The sequence below is a fragment of the Acidisoma sp. PAMC 29798 genome, assembly GCF_030252425.1.
Lineage (GTDB): Bacteria > Pseudomonadota > Alphaproteobacteria > Acetobacterales > Acetobacteraceae > Acidisoma > Acidisoma cladoniae.
In genome coordinates, this window is record NZ_CP126994.1 from 368,191 (window position 1) to 382,967 (window position 14,777).

The 14,777-nt window shown below is 63.2% G+C and carries 13 protein-coding genes; 4 read left to right on the forward strand and 9 right to left on the reverse strand.

Going from position 1 to position 14,777, the window contains the following annotated elements; translation table 11 throughout:
* Window positions 1–84 precede the first annotated feature (84 nt).
* Window positions 85–711, reverse strand: a complete 627-nt coding sequence (locus QP803_RS01785; protein ID WP_284945968.1) for a glutathione S-transferase family protein — start codon at window positions 709–711, stop codon at window positions 85–87.
* 114 nt (window positions 712–825) lie between these two features.
* Between QP803_RS01785 and QP803_RS01790 the strand changes: the two genes are divergently transcribed.
* The 3 genes from QP803_RS01790 (at window position 826) to QP803_RS01800 (ending at window position 1,792) form a co-directional block, all read left to right on the forward strand.
* Complete coding sequence (locus QP803_RS01790; RefSeq protein WP_284945969.1) at window positions 826–1,104, forward strand: hypothetical protein; 279 nt, start codon at window positions 826–828, stop codon at window positions 1,102–1,104.
* Between the two features lie 64 nt (window positions 1,105–1,168).
* The gene (locus QP803_RS01795; protein WP_284945970.1) at window positions 1,169–1,294 is read left to right on the forward strand and encodes a hypothetical protein; all 126 of its coding nucleotides are present in this window, start codon (window positions 1,169–1,171) and stop codon (window positions 1,292–1,294) included.
* A gap of 186 nt (window positions 1,295–1,480) precedes the next feature.
* Complete coding sequence (locus QP803_RS01800) at window positions 1,481–1,792, forward strand: hypothetical protein (RefSeq protein ID WP_284945971.1); 312 nt, start codon at window positions 1,481–1,483, stop codon at window positions 1,790–1,792.
* Here the strand turns inward: QP803_RS01800 and QP803_RS01805 are convergent.
* From QP803_RS01805 to QP803_RS01845, 8 genes are all read right to left on the reverse strand, one after another.
* On the reverse strand, window positions 1,789–2,706 hold the full coding sequence (locus tag QP803_RS01805; RefSeq protein ID WP_284945972.1) for a gamma-glutamyltransferase: 918 nt from the start codon (window positions 2,704–2,706) through the stop codon (window positions 1,789–1,791). The two genes, QP803_RS01800 and QP803_RS01805, sit on opposite strands and share 4 nt — an antisense overlap.
* 7 nt (window positions 2,707–2,713) lie before the next feature.
* Window positions 2,714–3,457: an SDR family NAD(P)-dependent oxidoreductase gene (locus tag QP803_RS01810; RefSeq protein WP_284945973.1), complete on the reverse strand. Its 744-nt coding sequence runs from the start codon at window positions 3,455–3,457 to the stop codon at window positions 2,714–2,716.
* A complete protein-coding gene (locus QP803_RS01815) occupies window positions 3,457–5,181 on the reverse strand; it encodes a hydantoinase B/oxoprolinase family protein (RefSeq protein ID WP_284945974.1) in 1,725 nt (574 codons plus the stop codon). Before QP803_RS01815 ends, QP803_RS01810 begins: the two co-directional genes overlap by 1 nt.
* Window positions 5,178–7,289 (reverse strand): hydantoinase/oxoprolinase family protein, encoded by a 2,112-nt coding sequence (locus tag QP803_RS01820; protein WP_284945975.1) that lies wholly within the window; start codon window positions 7,287–7,289, stop codon window positions 5,178–5,180. Before QP803_RS01820 ends, QP803_RS01815 begins: the two co-directional genes overlap by 4 nt.
* A complete protein-coding gene (locus QP803_RS01825) occupies window positions 7,267–8,421 on the reverse strand; it encodes a mandelate racemase/muconate lactonizing enzyme family protein (protein ID WP_284945976.1) in 1,155 nt (384 codons plus the stop codon). The genes QP803_RS01820 and QP803_RS01825 overlap by 23 nt, the downstream gene beginning before the upstream one ends.
* Window positions 8,422–8,450: 29 nt before the next feature.
* Entirely contained in the window at window positions 8,451–10,034 is a 1,584-nt protein-coding gene (locus QP803_RS01830; RefSeq protein ID WP_284945977.1) for a GMC family oxidoreductase, read from the reverse strand.
* Entirely contained in the window at window positions 10,024–11,622 is a 1,599-nt protein-coding gene (locus QP803_RS24160; protein ID WP_434082880.1) for an amino acid ABC transporter permease/ATP-binding protein, read from the reverse strand. Before QP803_RS24160 ends, QP803_RS01830 begins: the two co-directional genes overlap by 11 nt.
* Before the next feature lie 100 nt (window positions 11,623–11,722).
* Window positions 11,723–12,463, reverse strand: a complete 741-nt coding sequence (locus QP803_RS01845) for a helix-turn-helix domain-containing protein (protein ID WP_284945978.1) — start codon at window positions 12,461–12,463, stop codon at window positions 11,723–11,725.
* 392 nt (window positions 12,464–12,855) lie between these two features.
* On the opposite strand from QP803_RS01845, the gene QP803_RS01850 reads away from it, so the two are divergent.
* On the forward strand, window positions 12,856–14,760 hold the full coding sequence (locus QP803_RS01850; RefSeq protein WP_284945979.1) for a primary-amine oxidase: 1,905 nt from the start codon (window positions 12,856–12,858) through the stop codon (window positions 14,758–14,760).
* Window positions 14,761–14,777: the final 17 nt, after the last annotated feature.

The window sequence follows — 14,777 nt, forward strand, 5'->3', positions numbered from 1 at the left end:
CCTTCGTGAAAAGGCGACTCACTCCCTGGCCATCCCAACGCCTGCATGACGTTTACCTTTGCTTGGATTGATCGGCGGCAGTCATCAGTCGACGCGGCTCCGCGGCATCGGGATGAAGCCTGGCAAAGCTTCGATGCGTTGCAGCCACATCCGAATGGCCGGGAAAGGCTCCAGGGAGATGCCGCCTTCCGGCGCGTGCGCGATATAGCTGTAGCAAGCAATATCGGCGATCGTCGCGCGCTCACCGACCAGAAAGCGCCGGTCCAGAAGATAGGTTTCCATGACCTTGAACAATGACCCGGCGATAGCCGACGCGCGCTGATGGTCGAGCGGGGCACCGAAAAGGGTAATGAGGCGGGCGTCGCACGGCCCATGTTTGACCGGACCGGCGGCGACCGAAAGCCACCGCTGCACATCGGCTGCGCCGACGGCGTCGCGCGGCAGCCATTGTCCGTCGTCATAGCGGGTCGCGAGGTAGATCAGAATAGCGTTGGAATCCGCAACAATGATGCCGTCATCGTCCAGCACAGGAATCTGGCCAAAAGGGTTCAGTGCCAGGAACTCGGGCGTCTTGTTGGCGCCACCCGCCAAATCGACTGCGACGAGTTCGTACGGCAGGTCCAGCAGCGACATAAACAGCCGAGCCCGATGAGAATGGCCCGACAAGGTGACATCATAAAGACATAGCGGGCGGGCCGGCTGTGAAGCCATCGTAAACCTCCTTAGGGCAAAAGACGAAATGGCTGCACTAGCGTCTTGGAATGCTTTGCATGTCCGCAAAGCGTGAAAGCATTGAGGCACAGCGTCGCTGAGAGAGGGCATTGTGTGTTCGAAGTCGTCAACGTCTTCAACTCGCCGCGTGCGACGCCCAACAAGGCGCGCACCAGCAACCCCGCTATAATGACCGTCGCGAGCGCCAGCAAACCGAGCGCGATCGCGTCAGTGATCTATCCCGGCTCTGCCGCCACGAAGCGCCGGCCCGCGATGGAGGAAGCGGCGAGCGGAAAGCTCACAGCCCACCAGACCACACGAAACGGGCAGCACGCCAGCAGGTTGCGCAACCGCCCCAACAGCACCGCCAGAATGAACACGGTCAGCATATAGAGCGAAAGCGCGAAGACGTCTTTGCGAGGGAGAAACCACCGTCTTGCGTGCAGGGATGGTGCTGATGCTCGAAACCGGCGCCTATGATCAGGCCATCGGGGGTGCCTGCACGGAATGGATGCTCCACATGACGGAGACTGGGTGCGTGCCGCTGGCGCCGCTCCCGCTTGTCGCATGCATCCCCGGCTGACACATCCTCTCGCTCGGCTGCGCCAAGCCGCAGACCAAAGATCCGTCTTCGGGACTTGATCCCGCAGTTCTGCTTTGACATGATTGATGCATGATCGCGCTATCCGAGACGCAGAAGGTCCGACTATCGGCATTGGCTGACGCCATTCTTCCGGCTTCGCCGACCATGCCCTCCGCTGGACGACTTATGAATGGTGACGGCGCGATCGATTGTGTCATGCGCGCGCGGCCTGATCTGTTCGTTCCATTAGCCGCTTTGCTCGACACGAACACGGATCGAACAGTGCCAGAATTCTTGGAGACATTGGCGACTCAGGAACCCGAGAGCTTTTCCGTGCTGATGCAGGTCGTGGCTGGTGCGTATTATCTGGATGACGGTGTCCGCAAAACGATCGGATACAACGGCCAGCGCGCGATTCCGCTTTCGGACATAGCCCTGGCGAGCCCGGCTTTCGAGGGCCACACCACCCGCAAGCACCAACGGTTTCGATCGATTTAGGCGACTCCGGACCAGGTGTGCCGGCGCCAGTCCGATAGGGCTATCGGCGCGTCATCGATGTCTCCCGCACAGACGATAGCGCCAAACCGCACATCGCCATCATCGAGAATGCGAAGTCGATGGCCGAGGCGGGCAAGATCCGTCTGCGCCGGATGGCTTCGCTCGATCAATACATCTCCGCCCTCGCTGCGCCAGCGTGGCTTGCGAACCGCCTCGGCGAGGTCGAGCCCATCGCGAAAGATGCCGGTCATGACCTGAAGCAGCGTCTGCACCTGGCCGTCCGCGCCCGGCGTGGCGAGTGCCAATGTGCCCCGATCCGTCAGGACCATCGCCGGGGCGAGGGTGTGAACGGGGATGCGGCCCGGCCCAGCCGCATTGGCGCCATCGGTGAAGCCACCGGCGCGGTTGTTCAGCGTGATGCCGCATTCCGGCACAAAGACGCAGGAGCCGAAATCATCGAAGACGCTGACGAGGGACGATACCGTCATCCCATCGGCATCGCTGACAGCGACCCCGGCCGTATGGAGATAAGCACGTGGACCGCCGCGTCGTTGCGCCGCGGCGAGGTTGATCATCAGTTCGGTACCCAGCAGCCCCTCTCCCTCCGCACAGGCACCGTCGGCCGATACCCGCGTCATCATCATGGGCGCAGCGCCGGCGCCATTCACGGCGAGCGGGGCTTCACCCCGCGCGTGGATCAAGCAGAACATATCGCCGCCAAGGCCGCAGGCATCCGGGGAAACGACACACAGCACGGCCTGGGCTGCGATCATGGCATCCACCGCCGAGCCGCCGGCCACGAGTATCTCCTGCCCTGCCGCCACGGCCAGGGGATGCGCCGCCGAAACCGCGCCGAGATTGCCGTGCAGAACCGGGCGGCTGCGTGAGGAGTAAGACCCTGAGATCAAGGACATGGTGCGTTCAAACCGCCGTATAGCCGCCGTCGATCACCAGCGAGGTGCCGGTGATGTAACGGGCGGCGGGTGACGCCAGGAAGATCACGGCGCCGCTGACATCCTCCGGCACACCTTGCCGGCGCAGGGGAATCTCCGCCTCAATCTTAGCGCGAGCGGCGGTGGGGTCGCCCTGTGCGGCCCAGAAGGGGTCGTTGAAGGGTGTGTCGATCCAGCCGGGCAGGATGCAGTTCACGCGGATTCCGCTGGGGCCGAGTTCATCGGCCAGGCTGCGGCAAAGGCCGAGCAGGGCGGTCTTGGTGCCGTGATAGGCTGGCATGCCCGCATGGCCACGGAGAGCGCCCGTAGAGGCCGTGAAGGTGATGCTGGCATTGCCGGAGTGGGTCAGATGCGGTGCCGCTGCCTGAGCCAGCAGGAAGGGCATGCGGAGATTGAGGTCCGATGACCGCGCCCACATCTCCGGCGTCCAGTCCGCCAGCGGTGCGGCGGAAAGCAGGGCCGCTGCCACGAAAACCGCATCAATAGCACCGAAGGTCGAAATCGCGGTGTCCACCGCCGCCAGGGGGGCCGATGGCGATGCAAGGTCGAGTTCCAGGACCGCGATCTTTGGGCCGCCCGCTTCGGCCACGACGGTCTGCGCAGCCGGGCCATTCCGGTCGACGAGAAGAACGCTGTCACCCTGCCGGCTGAAAGCCAGCACGGTCGCGCGGCCTATCCCCGTCGCGCCGCCGGCAACGAGGACGACCGCCACTATCGGCTCCGCGCCGACTGCGTCGCAACGACGTCGATCGTCGCAGCGGCGTCATCTGCGATCACGACGCCATAGGCCTCCCGCGCATGGCGCCTGGACACCTTGCCGTCGAGCACATCGTTTCGCACGCTCTCCACATCACGGTCGATCGCATGACCGTAGCCGCCGCCGCCCGCCATGACATGGCGAAAGACCTCGCCCTTCTTGAGCGTGATGGGCAGAATGGGAAGTGGCGGCAGACGCACCTCATTCACACCGGGGTTGATGAGATTCGACGAAGGCTGGCCCTCGCCGCCGCCGAACAGTCCATGTGGCGCGTGTACCGCCTTGTCGGAGCGCACACCGAGGAAGACGTCGTCCACCAGGCAGCGATATTCACGCAGGATGCCAAGGCCGCCACGATATTCGCCGGCGCCGCCGGTATCGGGCGCGAAGCCATAGCGCTCGATCCGAATGGGATAGTCGGCCTCGATCATTTCGATCGGCACATTCGATTGGTTGGAGGCCATATGGGGCACGCCTTCCTGCCCGTCATGCGCCGAGGTCGCGCCCCAGGTACCCATGACGCATTCGGAAAAGACGAAGGCGGCGTCCCCATTCCGGCCGGCGAAGGTCGGCAAGGTCGATCCGCCGGTGCCATCCGCCGTGATGCGGTCGGGCAGCGCCTGCGCCAGGGCGCCGTAGATGCAATCCACGATGCGGTAGCCGGTGATGCCGCGCGCCCCGCACGGCGCCGGATGCGTCGCATTCACCAAGGTGCTCGGTGGGGCCAGAACATGGATCGGCCGCGTATACCCGTGGCAGTTGGGCACGTCCGCCGACATGATCGACCGCAACGCCGCATAGACATTGGATTTACAGAAGGACAGCGGTGCGTTGATGCCGCCCTTCACCTGTGCGGCAGTGCCCGCCCAATCCGCCGTGATCTCCGATCCCGCCACGGTCAAGGTAAGACGAAGCACGATCGGGTCGGGATTTTCGCCCAATCCGTCGATATGGTCGACGAAGGTATAGACGCCGTCGGCGATGGCGGAGAAGGCGTGGCGCGCGAGGGTTTCCGCCTGATCCTGAAGCGCGTCGCAATGGCGCTGCAGGTCATCTGCACCATAACGTGCGACCAAAGCGAGAAGACCGCGCTCACCTATCGTGCAGGCCGCCAGCTGTGCACGAAGATCGCCCAGCACCATGTCGGGGACGCGAACATTTGTGGCGATGATGTCGAGCAGCATGGTATTCTCACGCCCGCCATCGAACCATTTCACGAAGGGCAGGCGCAGGCCTTCCTGGTAGATCTCCGTGGCGCCGATGGAATTGCTTCCCGGCACGATGCCGCCGACATCCGCGTGATGGGCGATGGTGGTGCCCCAGCCGCACAACACACCCTCGAAGAAAATCGGCTTGATGACATAAATGTCGGGCAGATGCTGGCCGCTCGCGACATAGGGATCATTGGCAATGAACACGTCGCCCGGAGCGATGCGGCCCGCGTATTGCACGATCAGATGCCGCATAGCGTCGTAGAAGCTGCCGAGATGCATGGGCGTGGTCAGCCCCTGCGCAATGGTCAGCCCCGCCGGATCGCAAAGGGCGGTCGAGTAATCCATCGAATCGCGCACGATTGGCGAATGCGCGGTGCGCATCAGATTGAGCGCCATTTCATCGGCAATCGTCTCGAAGCCGTTCTTGAGCACTTCGAGCAGGATGGGGTCGATGCGCGCGCTCATGCCGGGACCCCCATCGCCAAGGTGATGACGATATTGTTGAAGCTGTCCAGCGCCGCCGTTGCGTTAGGGGGAACGACCGTCGTGCCCTCATATTCCTCAATGATCAGCGGCCCCTGGCGTGCTGCGCCGGTCAAGTCCTCGCGCCCGATCACAGCCGTGGCACGCGAACCGATGTCGCGGCCAAAATAGACATCGCGCGTCGCGGTGCCACACGCCGGCACCGCCTTGCGGATCGGCCCATTACGGGGCGGCTGCGGAATGGTGCCGGTCACGCGCAGGGCGACGAACCGCACCTCGCCCTCGGGCTGGATATGGCCATAAATCCGCCCGTGCTCCCGCTCGAAAGCGGCGCGGATCTCGTCAGGGTAACCGTCAGGCCATGGCCCGCGTTCGAGGTCCACGGGAAGTTCGAAGGCCTGGCCGGCGTAGCGGAGCTGCGCGGTCCAGCCGATGCGAAGATCCGGGGATGCGCCGATGTCTGCCGCGACCTTGTCCTCCAGCGCCTCGAACGCCGCCACGATCTCCGTCATCGGCGTGGCGGACAGCGAGCGCGTAAAGGCCGCCGACTGGGAAACCTCGAAATCCGCCAGAAGAAGCCCGACGGCGCTGAACACCCCCGCGGCGGGTGGAACCACCACGCGCGCCATGCCCAACTCCCGGGCGAGCGCTGCGGCGTGAATGCCGCCGTTGCCGCCGAAGGCAAAGAGCGTGAAATCCCGCGGATCGCGGCCGCGATAAGTCGAGACGGATTTCACCGCGCGCATCATGGTGATAGTGGCGAGGCGATGAACGCCGAAGGCTGCGTCCAGCACGTCGCAGTCCAGGAAGGCGGCGATCTTCGTCTCCAAAGCTTCACGCGCCTTGGCGGCGTCGATCTTGACCGTGCCGCCGGCGAGGGAATGACGGTTGTTATAGCCCAGCACGACATTGGCGTCGGTGACCGTGGGCTCGGTGCCGCCCGCATCGTAACAGGCGGGGCCAGGCGCGGCGCCGGCGCTATGGGGCCCAACCTTCAGGCCGCCGGCGGCATCGAGCCAGACGATGCTGCCGCCGCCCGCGCCCACTTCCGAAATGTCGATCACGGGCAGCTTGAGAGCGTAGCCGCCCCCCTTTACCAACCGGCTGCTGAGGGACATGCCGCCACCCACCTCGTATTCGTCGGTCTTGACGACGTGACCGTCCTCGATCAGGGACGCCTTGGCCGTGGTGCCGCCCATATCGAAGGTGATGATGTCCGTATAGCCGGCGTCACGACCTTGCATCGCGGCGCCGACGACGCCCGCCGCCGGGCCGCTTTCCACCACCTGAGCCGGTTTGGCGATGACGCGATCCACATCCAGCGTGCCGCCGCCGGAATGCATCATCAAAAGACGGCCGGCGATGCCATGGCTCACCAGGGCGGATTTCAGCGACCGCAGATAGCGCGCCACCATCGGCCCGACATAGGCGTTGATGACGGTCGTGCTAGTGCGCTCATATTCCCGAATCTCGGGCAGGATTTCGGCAGAGGCGGAAATGAAGACCTCCGGAAGAGCGGCGCGCATGATCGCCGCCACCTGATCCTCATGCGCCGCGTTCGCATAGGAATGCAGGAAGCAAATGGCCACGGCCTCGACGGAGGAGGCCGCCAATTCGGCGGCGAGCGCACGGACCTCGTCCACCGCCAGCGGCTGAACGACCTCACCCCTCGGCCCCATCCGCTCGGTGATCTCATAGCGGTGGCGGCGCGGCACCAGCGGGGCGGGCTTCTGATACAGCGGCTCGTACAGGCGTGGCACGCGGATGCGGCGCAGCTCCAGCACATCGCGGAAGCCACGCGTGGTGATCAGCGCCGTACGAGCACCGCGACCTTCAAGAATGACGTTGGTGGCGATGGTGGAGGCATGCAGCACCTCACTGATATCGCCATGCGCGATGCCCAATTCGGCGGCGAGTTCGGTGATGCCGCGCAGGATCGCGACCGCATAGTCGTGCGGCGTGGACGGCACCTTGCGGGTGCCGAGAACGCCGGTCGGCGACAGGCAGGTGATGTCGGTAAAGGTCCCGCCGACATCGGCCGCCATTCTATACCCGCGCGCCATGGCCTCAGGCACACCGGAAGCGTTCAAGCTTGGCTTCATCGATGGTAATGCCGAGGCCTGGGCCATCCAGCGGCAGGATCGCCCCATCCCGCACCACGAAGGCCTCGCTCAGCACATCATCTTCATAGTAATGGCCGCCGATCCGGTAAGGATGCGTGCCGGACGGCGCGCTGATCGGAATGACACAGGGCAGGCTGACGCTCAACGTGGCCAGGGCGAAATGCACATTGGCCGCATTGCCGATGGCGGATTCGATCGAGCCGTTGACATCGCAAGGTCGGTTGGTCGCCTCGGCAAGAGCCCCGACTTTGCGGGCACCGACGAAACCACCCGATTTCGCGAGATAGATCGAAATGCAATCGGCACCCTGGGTGCGATCGAGGTCGAGCGCATCATTGAGATCCCAGCAGGATTCATCGGCGATGATGGGGATGGCCGTACCCCGCGTAACCTCCGCCATCTGACGCAGACCGACCGTCGGCTGCTCCACGTAATCGGCGCCGGCATCGGCCAATTGGCCGACGACGCGGATCGCGGTCTTCGTCTCGCGATAGCCCTGATTGGCGTCGAGGCGCAGGCAGATCCCGTCCTTCAGCTCGCGGCGAAGAATGCCGATGAGACGCACGTCCCGCTCGGCATCGACGCCACCCTTGATCTGCAAAGCGGTGATGCCGTCGGCGACGGCGCCCACCGCTTCCTCGATCGCTTCGCCCTCAGGCATCAGCCCCACCATATGCGCCACGGGTACGCTGGCGCGGCAGGCGCCGCCGAGAAGTTTGTAGATCGGAAGGCCAACGATCTTGCCCCAGGCGTCGTGCAGGGCGATATCCACGGCGCATTTTGCATAGACATGCCCGATCACGGCGCGGTCCATACGCTCCCGCGCCATGGTCACCGCCGTGACGTCATGACCGATCAACAATGGCCCCAGCACCTCGTTCACCAGGGCCGCGACGGTCGCGAGGGTTTCACCCGCATGGCGGCCGAAGTCGCCGCCCCAATCGGGCAGGGGCGTCGCTTCCCCATAGCCGACGACGCCGCTCTCGGTTCGTACGCGGATCAGGACGAAGCCACCCAGATCCACTTTGAGGCCGGCCCATTTGAAATCACGCCGTGTGGGCAGCCGAAAGGGAATGGCCTCGATCGATGTGATCTTCATTCTATCTTCTCGTTATCTGACGTTTAGTTTTAGTGGGATCGCGTGGCGACGATGTGATCGGCGCTTCGCAAGGCGAGTGCGGCAATCGTCGCGGCCGGATTGGCGCAGGAGCCGGTCACCAGAATGCTTCCGTCGATGACATAAAGACCGGGCACGTCATGTGTGCGGCCGAAGGAATCGACGACGGACTGTGCGGGATCGCTGCCCATGCGGCAGGTGCCAAGAGGATGCCAACCGAAATCAGGCAATGCCACGGACATGACCCGCTGGGCACCGGCTTCCCACAAGGACTCCTCGGCACGCTTGAGGTTGTAGCGCAGCATGCGCGCGGAATTCTCCGAGATACGGTAATGCAGCCTCGGGACAGGGTTGCCGTCTGCGTCCACACGATCCGGATGAAGATCGACATGGTTCGCCTCCTCCGGCAGATCCTCGCAAATGACACCCCAGACCGCCGACCGGCCGAGCGAGGCTGCGACATGGTCATGCAGCGCCTCCCCCCATTTCGCCTCGCCTGGCCAGGGAAAGAGTGCTGCGGCCAGGGGGCCTCCCGAAGGCCCGAAGTTCCACTTGGCGCCACGCGTGAAATCCAATTCCGGCCGCGTCTCCGCGAATTCCAGGGAATAGATCTGCTGGCCCCAGTGTCCTTGCCACGTCTCCATCGGTTCATCGAAGAGACCGATCGCACGGCCAAAAGGATGAAACATCAACCGCTTTCCGACGAGGCCGGATCCATTGGCCAGCCCCTGGGGAAAAAGCGCCGATATCGAGGCTAGAAGCAGACGGGGGGTTCCAACGGCATTCGCCGCGACAATCGTGATGTCGGCGGCGATCGCATGCTCCACGCCCGCCCTGTCCGTAAAGACGGCGCCGCTGGCATGGCCGGCAGCGTCATGAGTGATGCGACTTACGCGTGCGCCGGTCAGCAACCTGGCCCCATGGGACTCGCTCACCGGCCAATGGGTGATATCGACTGAGGCCTTGGCATCTTCAGGGCAGCCGGTGCCGCAAACACCCCGTTGCACGCAGGGTCTCATGGCGCCGTAGCTCTGGCTCGCGATGGCATTGGACCCTGGCCACCAATGCCAGTTCAGGCGGTTATGCGCGGCGGCAACACGCTCCGCGACCGTCGACAAGGGTAGCGCCGGCATGGGGTAATCCGCATGCCGCGCCTGGGCCGGATCGCCATTCGCGCCCGAGACGCCAAAGGCGCGGTCGACGCGATCATAGAAGGGCGCCAGCTCCGCATAGGTGATCGGCCAATCGTCACCCACGCCATCCAACGTCCGGGTCCGAAAGTCCGATGGCAGGAACCGCATCCACTGCGCCCCATATAGAATGGTGCTGCCACCGACGCCGTTGAACATCATGGGCTTGATGTCAGATCGGCTGTCGTCGATCGGATAGTCACCGGGCGCCTTGCGAATATTGGGATTGGGATGCCACTGCCCCATCGATGCGAGCTCCCAATCCGCGTTGCGTCCAGGATAGGCTTTGCTGCCGTGCCGCGCCCCCTGTTCGAGGCAGATCACGTCCATGCCGGCCTCGGCGAGGCGGCGCGCCATCACGGCGCCGGACAGGCCGGCCCCGATGATCAAAGCCTCACACCGCATGGGCATCGTCCTGCAGGACGAGGTTGAGGAAACGCCGCGTGCGCTCCTTTTTCGGGAAGTCGAGAACCTCCGCCGGGGTTCCTTCTTCGACGATGAAGCCCTCGTCGAAGAAGGCCACACGGTCAGCAACCTCACGCGCGAAACGGATCTCATGCGTGACGATGATCATGGTCATGCCGGCATCGGCAAGGCTGCGGATGACGTTCAACACTTCCCCGACCAGTTCAGGATCGAGCGCAGAGGTCGGTTCGTCGAACAGCATCAGTCGCGGTCTGACCGCAAGCGCGCGCGCAATGGCGACGCGTTGCTGCTGACCGCCCGACAGATGCTGGGGGAAATGGTTCGCGTGATTGGAGAGGCCGACGACGTCGAGAAGCTGCCGCGCCAGCGTCTCGGCCTCGGCGCGCGGCAGGCCATGAACGCGGATCGGGGCCTCGATGATGTTCTCAAGCGCCGTCAGATGGCTGAACAGATTGAAACTCTGGAACACCATAGCGACACCGACTTCGGCGCGAGCCTTGGCGCGGCCGGAGGTCGGCCGCAACCTGCCATGCTCTTTGGTATAGCCGACGTAGCGGCCGTCGATGGTGATGTCGCCGTCATCGATGGATTCGAGATGGTTGATGAGGCGAAGGAGCGTGCTCTTTCCCGAACCGCTCGGGCCGATGATGGCAACGACCTCGCCGCGCTTGACCGAGAAACTGACGCCCTTCAGCACTTCCCGCTCACGATAGCTTTTCCACACGTTCACACAATTGACGAAACGCGCGTCCCGCTCGGTCGGTGCGGCAACGGCGTCGGGCAGAAGTGCCTGTACCGCTTCGGTGCGTGACACCGCCAGCGTCTGCTGGGCGTGAATGACGACAAGCGGCGGCACGGCGCGTGGCTTATAGCCGGGGATCAAGCGCACCCAACGGGCCGTCACGCCGCGCCGTTCGGGATCGAGCGACCGTTCCATAAAGATCTGAACGATGGAAATGGCGCTGGTGAGCACGAGGTAGATCAACGCGGCACCCGCGAAGACCGTGAAGAACTTGAAGTTCTGGCCCACAATCTGCTGCGCCCGAAAGGTCAGCTCATTGACGAAGATGATCGAGGCAACCGAGGTCATCTTCAGCATGCCGATGGTGTCGTTGGCGAGCGAGGGCAGAATGGCCCGCAACGCTTGCGGCAGCACGATGCGCCGCAGCGTCAGCACCGGTCCCATGCCAAGCGACGCGGCTGCTACGCCCTGCTGTGGATTGACCGAAAGAATGCCGCCGCGAATGATCTCCGCCGAGAAGGCTGCCTGATTGAGGCTGAAGGCGATCACGGCTGTGGTGAAGCTGCCGAAGGTGATTCCGATCAAGGGCAGCGCGTCGAAGATGAAAACAATCTGGAGCAACTGCGGCGTGCCGCGCATAAACCAAATATAGAGCCAGGCCGCGGCGCTGAGCGGCCTGACCGAGGAGAGCCGTGTGAGGGCCAGAACCAGACCAAGAAAAAGACCGATGGTCATCGCGATAGCGGTGATCTCGATTGCCAGGAGCGCACCGGACCAGAGAAAGCCTCCGCTGAAATAACCAAGAACCTCGGAGAGGGTACCCAATACCACGATCCTTATGGACGAATGAAAGCCGCGCCTTGGCTATGAACGCGCGGGTTGCCAATGGCACTCGGCGTGCCCGGCGCCACGATCAGGGAAAATATCACCGCGCCTTGGTTTTGAGGCGGCGTGAGTCATCGCCTTGGGTCCCGTTGATGGCTCTAGCTGGTTCTGCTTTTTCGACACGCTTGACCAATTGCGACCGCGCAGCGGGATTGAGAAAGGATTCGATCGATGCCCGCTCAGATGCACGCCCGTGGTAGGATATGGACAGGATATGAGCGGGGCCTTCGCTGGTCGAAACATAGACATGCTTCATGCTGCTGTCGAAATAGGCGCTTTCCCCCGACTGCAGGGAGAAGGGCGCATATTGATCGGTATGCACATCGATCGAACCCTCGATGACATAGATGAACTCCTCGCCGCCGTGCTGACTCCATTCGGCGAAATCGTCCGGGGATCGCGCGCTCACCCACATTTCGAGCGGGATCATGTTCTTGCGTGAGATCTCGATGGAATGGGCGTGATAATCATATTGCTCGCTTGAGAAGGCAACGGCCTCACCGCGATGCGTCACCGTCTTGCGGCCACTCACGTCTATCTTGGGTCCAGGCTTCACGATCTGCTCAATCGCAACGCCAAGCCCACTGCAAATGCGCATGACGATGTCGAAGGACGGGGATACGTCCCCGCGTTCAATCTTCGAGAGATTGGATGTGGAAACGGAAGCGCGTTCCGCCACGTCGCTCAACGTTAGGCCACGATCGAGGCGCAGCGCCTTCACACGCTCACCGATCGGCGTCGTGGCCTCGTCTGCGAACTTCTGCGGGTCGTGGCTTTGCATGGACTATCCGGTTGCAGGGTACGACCCGGCCGCGGGTCGTTTGCGATCGACGAAGGATAGCCGCGCGTCGCGGCCCTCCGCAACCCGAATTCTCGTAAATGATAATTTTATCGCCAGTGGTCGTCACTCGTGTGCGACGCGCGTTCAAACTTATGCTCTTTATCGGTCATATGCTCAGTTTTTGATACTGGGCGGGTCCGGATCGCCTTCTAGCCCAATTGATTGCCTGTTATTTCGCTTTTCAGGACAAAAAATCTCTGACTTAATAATCCTGTCGGATCCGGGAACTCCTATCCGACGGACGCCACCATGAGGCAGAAGGCTTTTGATGATCAATGACGTGTCGCGCGCCAAGGTGCGCCCCGCCTTTGTCCATGCCCCGGCATTTTGACGTGGCGCGCCATCCCCTCGATCCGCTCACGCCGGAGGAGATTGCCCGCGTCGCAGCTGCAGTCAGGACCTGTGCGGATTTTGGCCTGGATATTCGCTTCGTCTCAATCGGCCTGGCCGAGCCGGCCAAAGCCGACCTCGCCGCATGGCATAGTGGTATCGCAGTGTCCCGCCTCGCCTTCGTCAGTCTCTATGACGTCGCGCAGCGCTGCGCTTATGAGGTGACCGTCGATCTGCCTGAGGGGCGTGTGGCCACGGTTCTCGCCCGGCCCGGCCTGCAACCCGGTATCGTGCTTGAGGAATTCGCCCTGTGCCAGGCGGCGGTGAAGGCCGATCCTGCCTGGCGAGCGGCGATCGCGCTTCGCGGCGTGACCGATTTCGAAAAAGCTCTGATCGATCCGTGGTCGGTCGGTGCCTATGGCGATGAGCGCTACCCGGACAAGCGGATGGCCCTCGCCCTGACTTGCATTCGCGGCGACCACAATGATGTCGGCTGTGGCCGCCCTGTCGAGGGCGTCGTCGCCTATGTCGATCTTGAGACGATGACGGTGGTCGAGGTGGTGGATACCGGTGTCGTGCCGCTACCGCCCCTCACCGGTTTCTACACGCCTGCAACCGTCGGGCCCTTGCGAACCGACATCAAACCTCTGGAGATCGTTCAACCCGAAGGCGCGAGTTTCACCGTCGATGGCCACCAAGTCCTTTGGCAGAACTGGTCCTTCCGCGTCGGCTTCACGCCGCGTGAGGGCCTTGTGCTGCATGAGATTGCGTATAAAGACCAAGGCCGGGTGCGGCCCATCATCTATCGCGCCTCGATGTCCGAAATGCTGGTGCCGTACGGTGACCCGACACCTGGGCACGCTAAGAAGAACGTCTTCGACAGCGGCGAATACGGCCTCGGCCGCATGACCAACAGCCTGACGCTTGGCTGCGATTGCGTTGGGACCATCCATTATTTCGACGCCCATCTCGCCACCATGAGCGGCGCGCCCATGACCATCCGGAATGCGGTCTGCCTGCATGAGGAAGATACCGGCACGCTGTGGAAGCATTATGATTGGCGCACGCGCAATACCGAAGTGCGCCGGTCCCGGCGCCTGACGGTCTCGTTCTTCGCGACGCTCGGAAATTACGATTACGGCTTCTTCTGGCATCTCTACCAGAACGGCAACATCGAGATTGAGATCAAGCTGACCGGCATCCTGTCGACCGGCGCCGTGCCGGCCGGCACGCTGCCGCCCTGGGGCAGCCTGATCGCACCGCAGCTCTATGCGCCCATCCACCAGCACCACTTCATCTATCGGCTCGACATGGATGTGGACGGGGGCGGCAATTCGCTGTTCGAGGTTGATACGGTCGCTGACCCGCTGGGGCCGAGCAATCCCTACGGCACCGCCTTCCACGCCGTCGCTCGTCCCCTCAGGAGCGAAGGCGAAGCCATGCGGGATGCGAACCCCGCCATCGGTCGCGGTTGGCTTGTCACCAACCCAAACCGGCTCAACCATCTCGGCCAGCCGACGGCCTATAAGATCATGGCGGGCGCCGACATTGCGAAGCCCTTTGCGCATCCGGACTCCGCCATCATGCGACGCGGCGGATTCATGGCCCATACGCTATGGGCGACGCGTCACGACCCCGCCGAACTCTATGCCTCGGGCGACTACATCAACCAGAACCCCAACCCCGATGGCCTGCACAAGTGGGTTGCCCGCGATCATGCTCTGGAAAACACCAACCTCGTGGTCTGGTACAACATCGGCGTGCATCACATTCCCCGCCCCGAGGAATGGCCCGTGATGCCCGTGGCAACGGCGGGCTTCATGCTTAAGCCCGTCGGATTCTTTGACCGCAATCCCGCGATGGATGTGCCGCCGCCGGTCGCCGTCATCGCCTGCTGCGCCCCATAACCCTCTTCTCATGATCA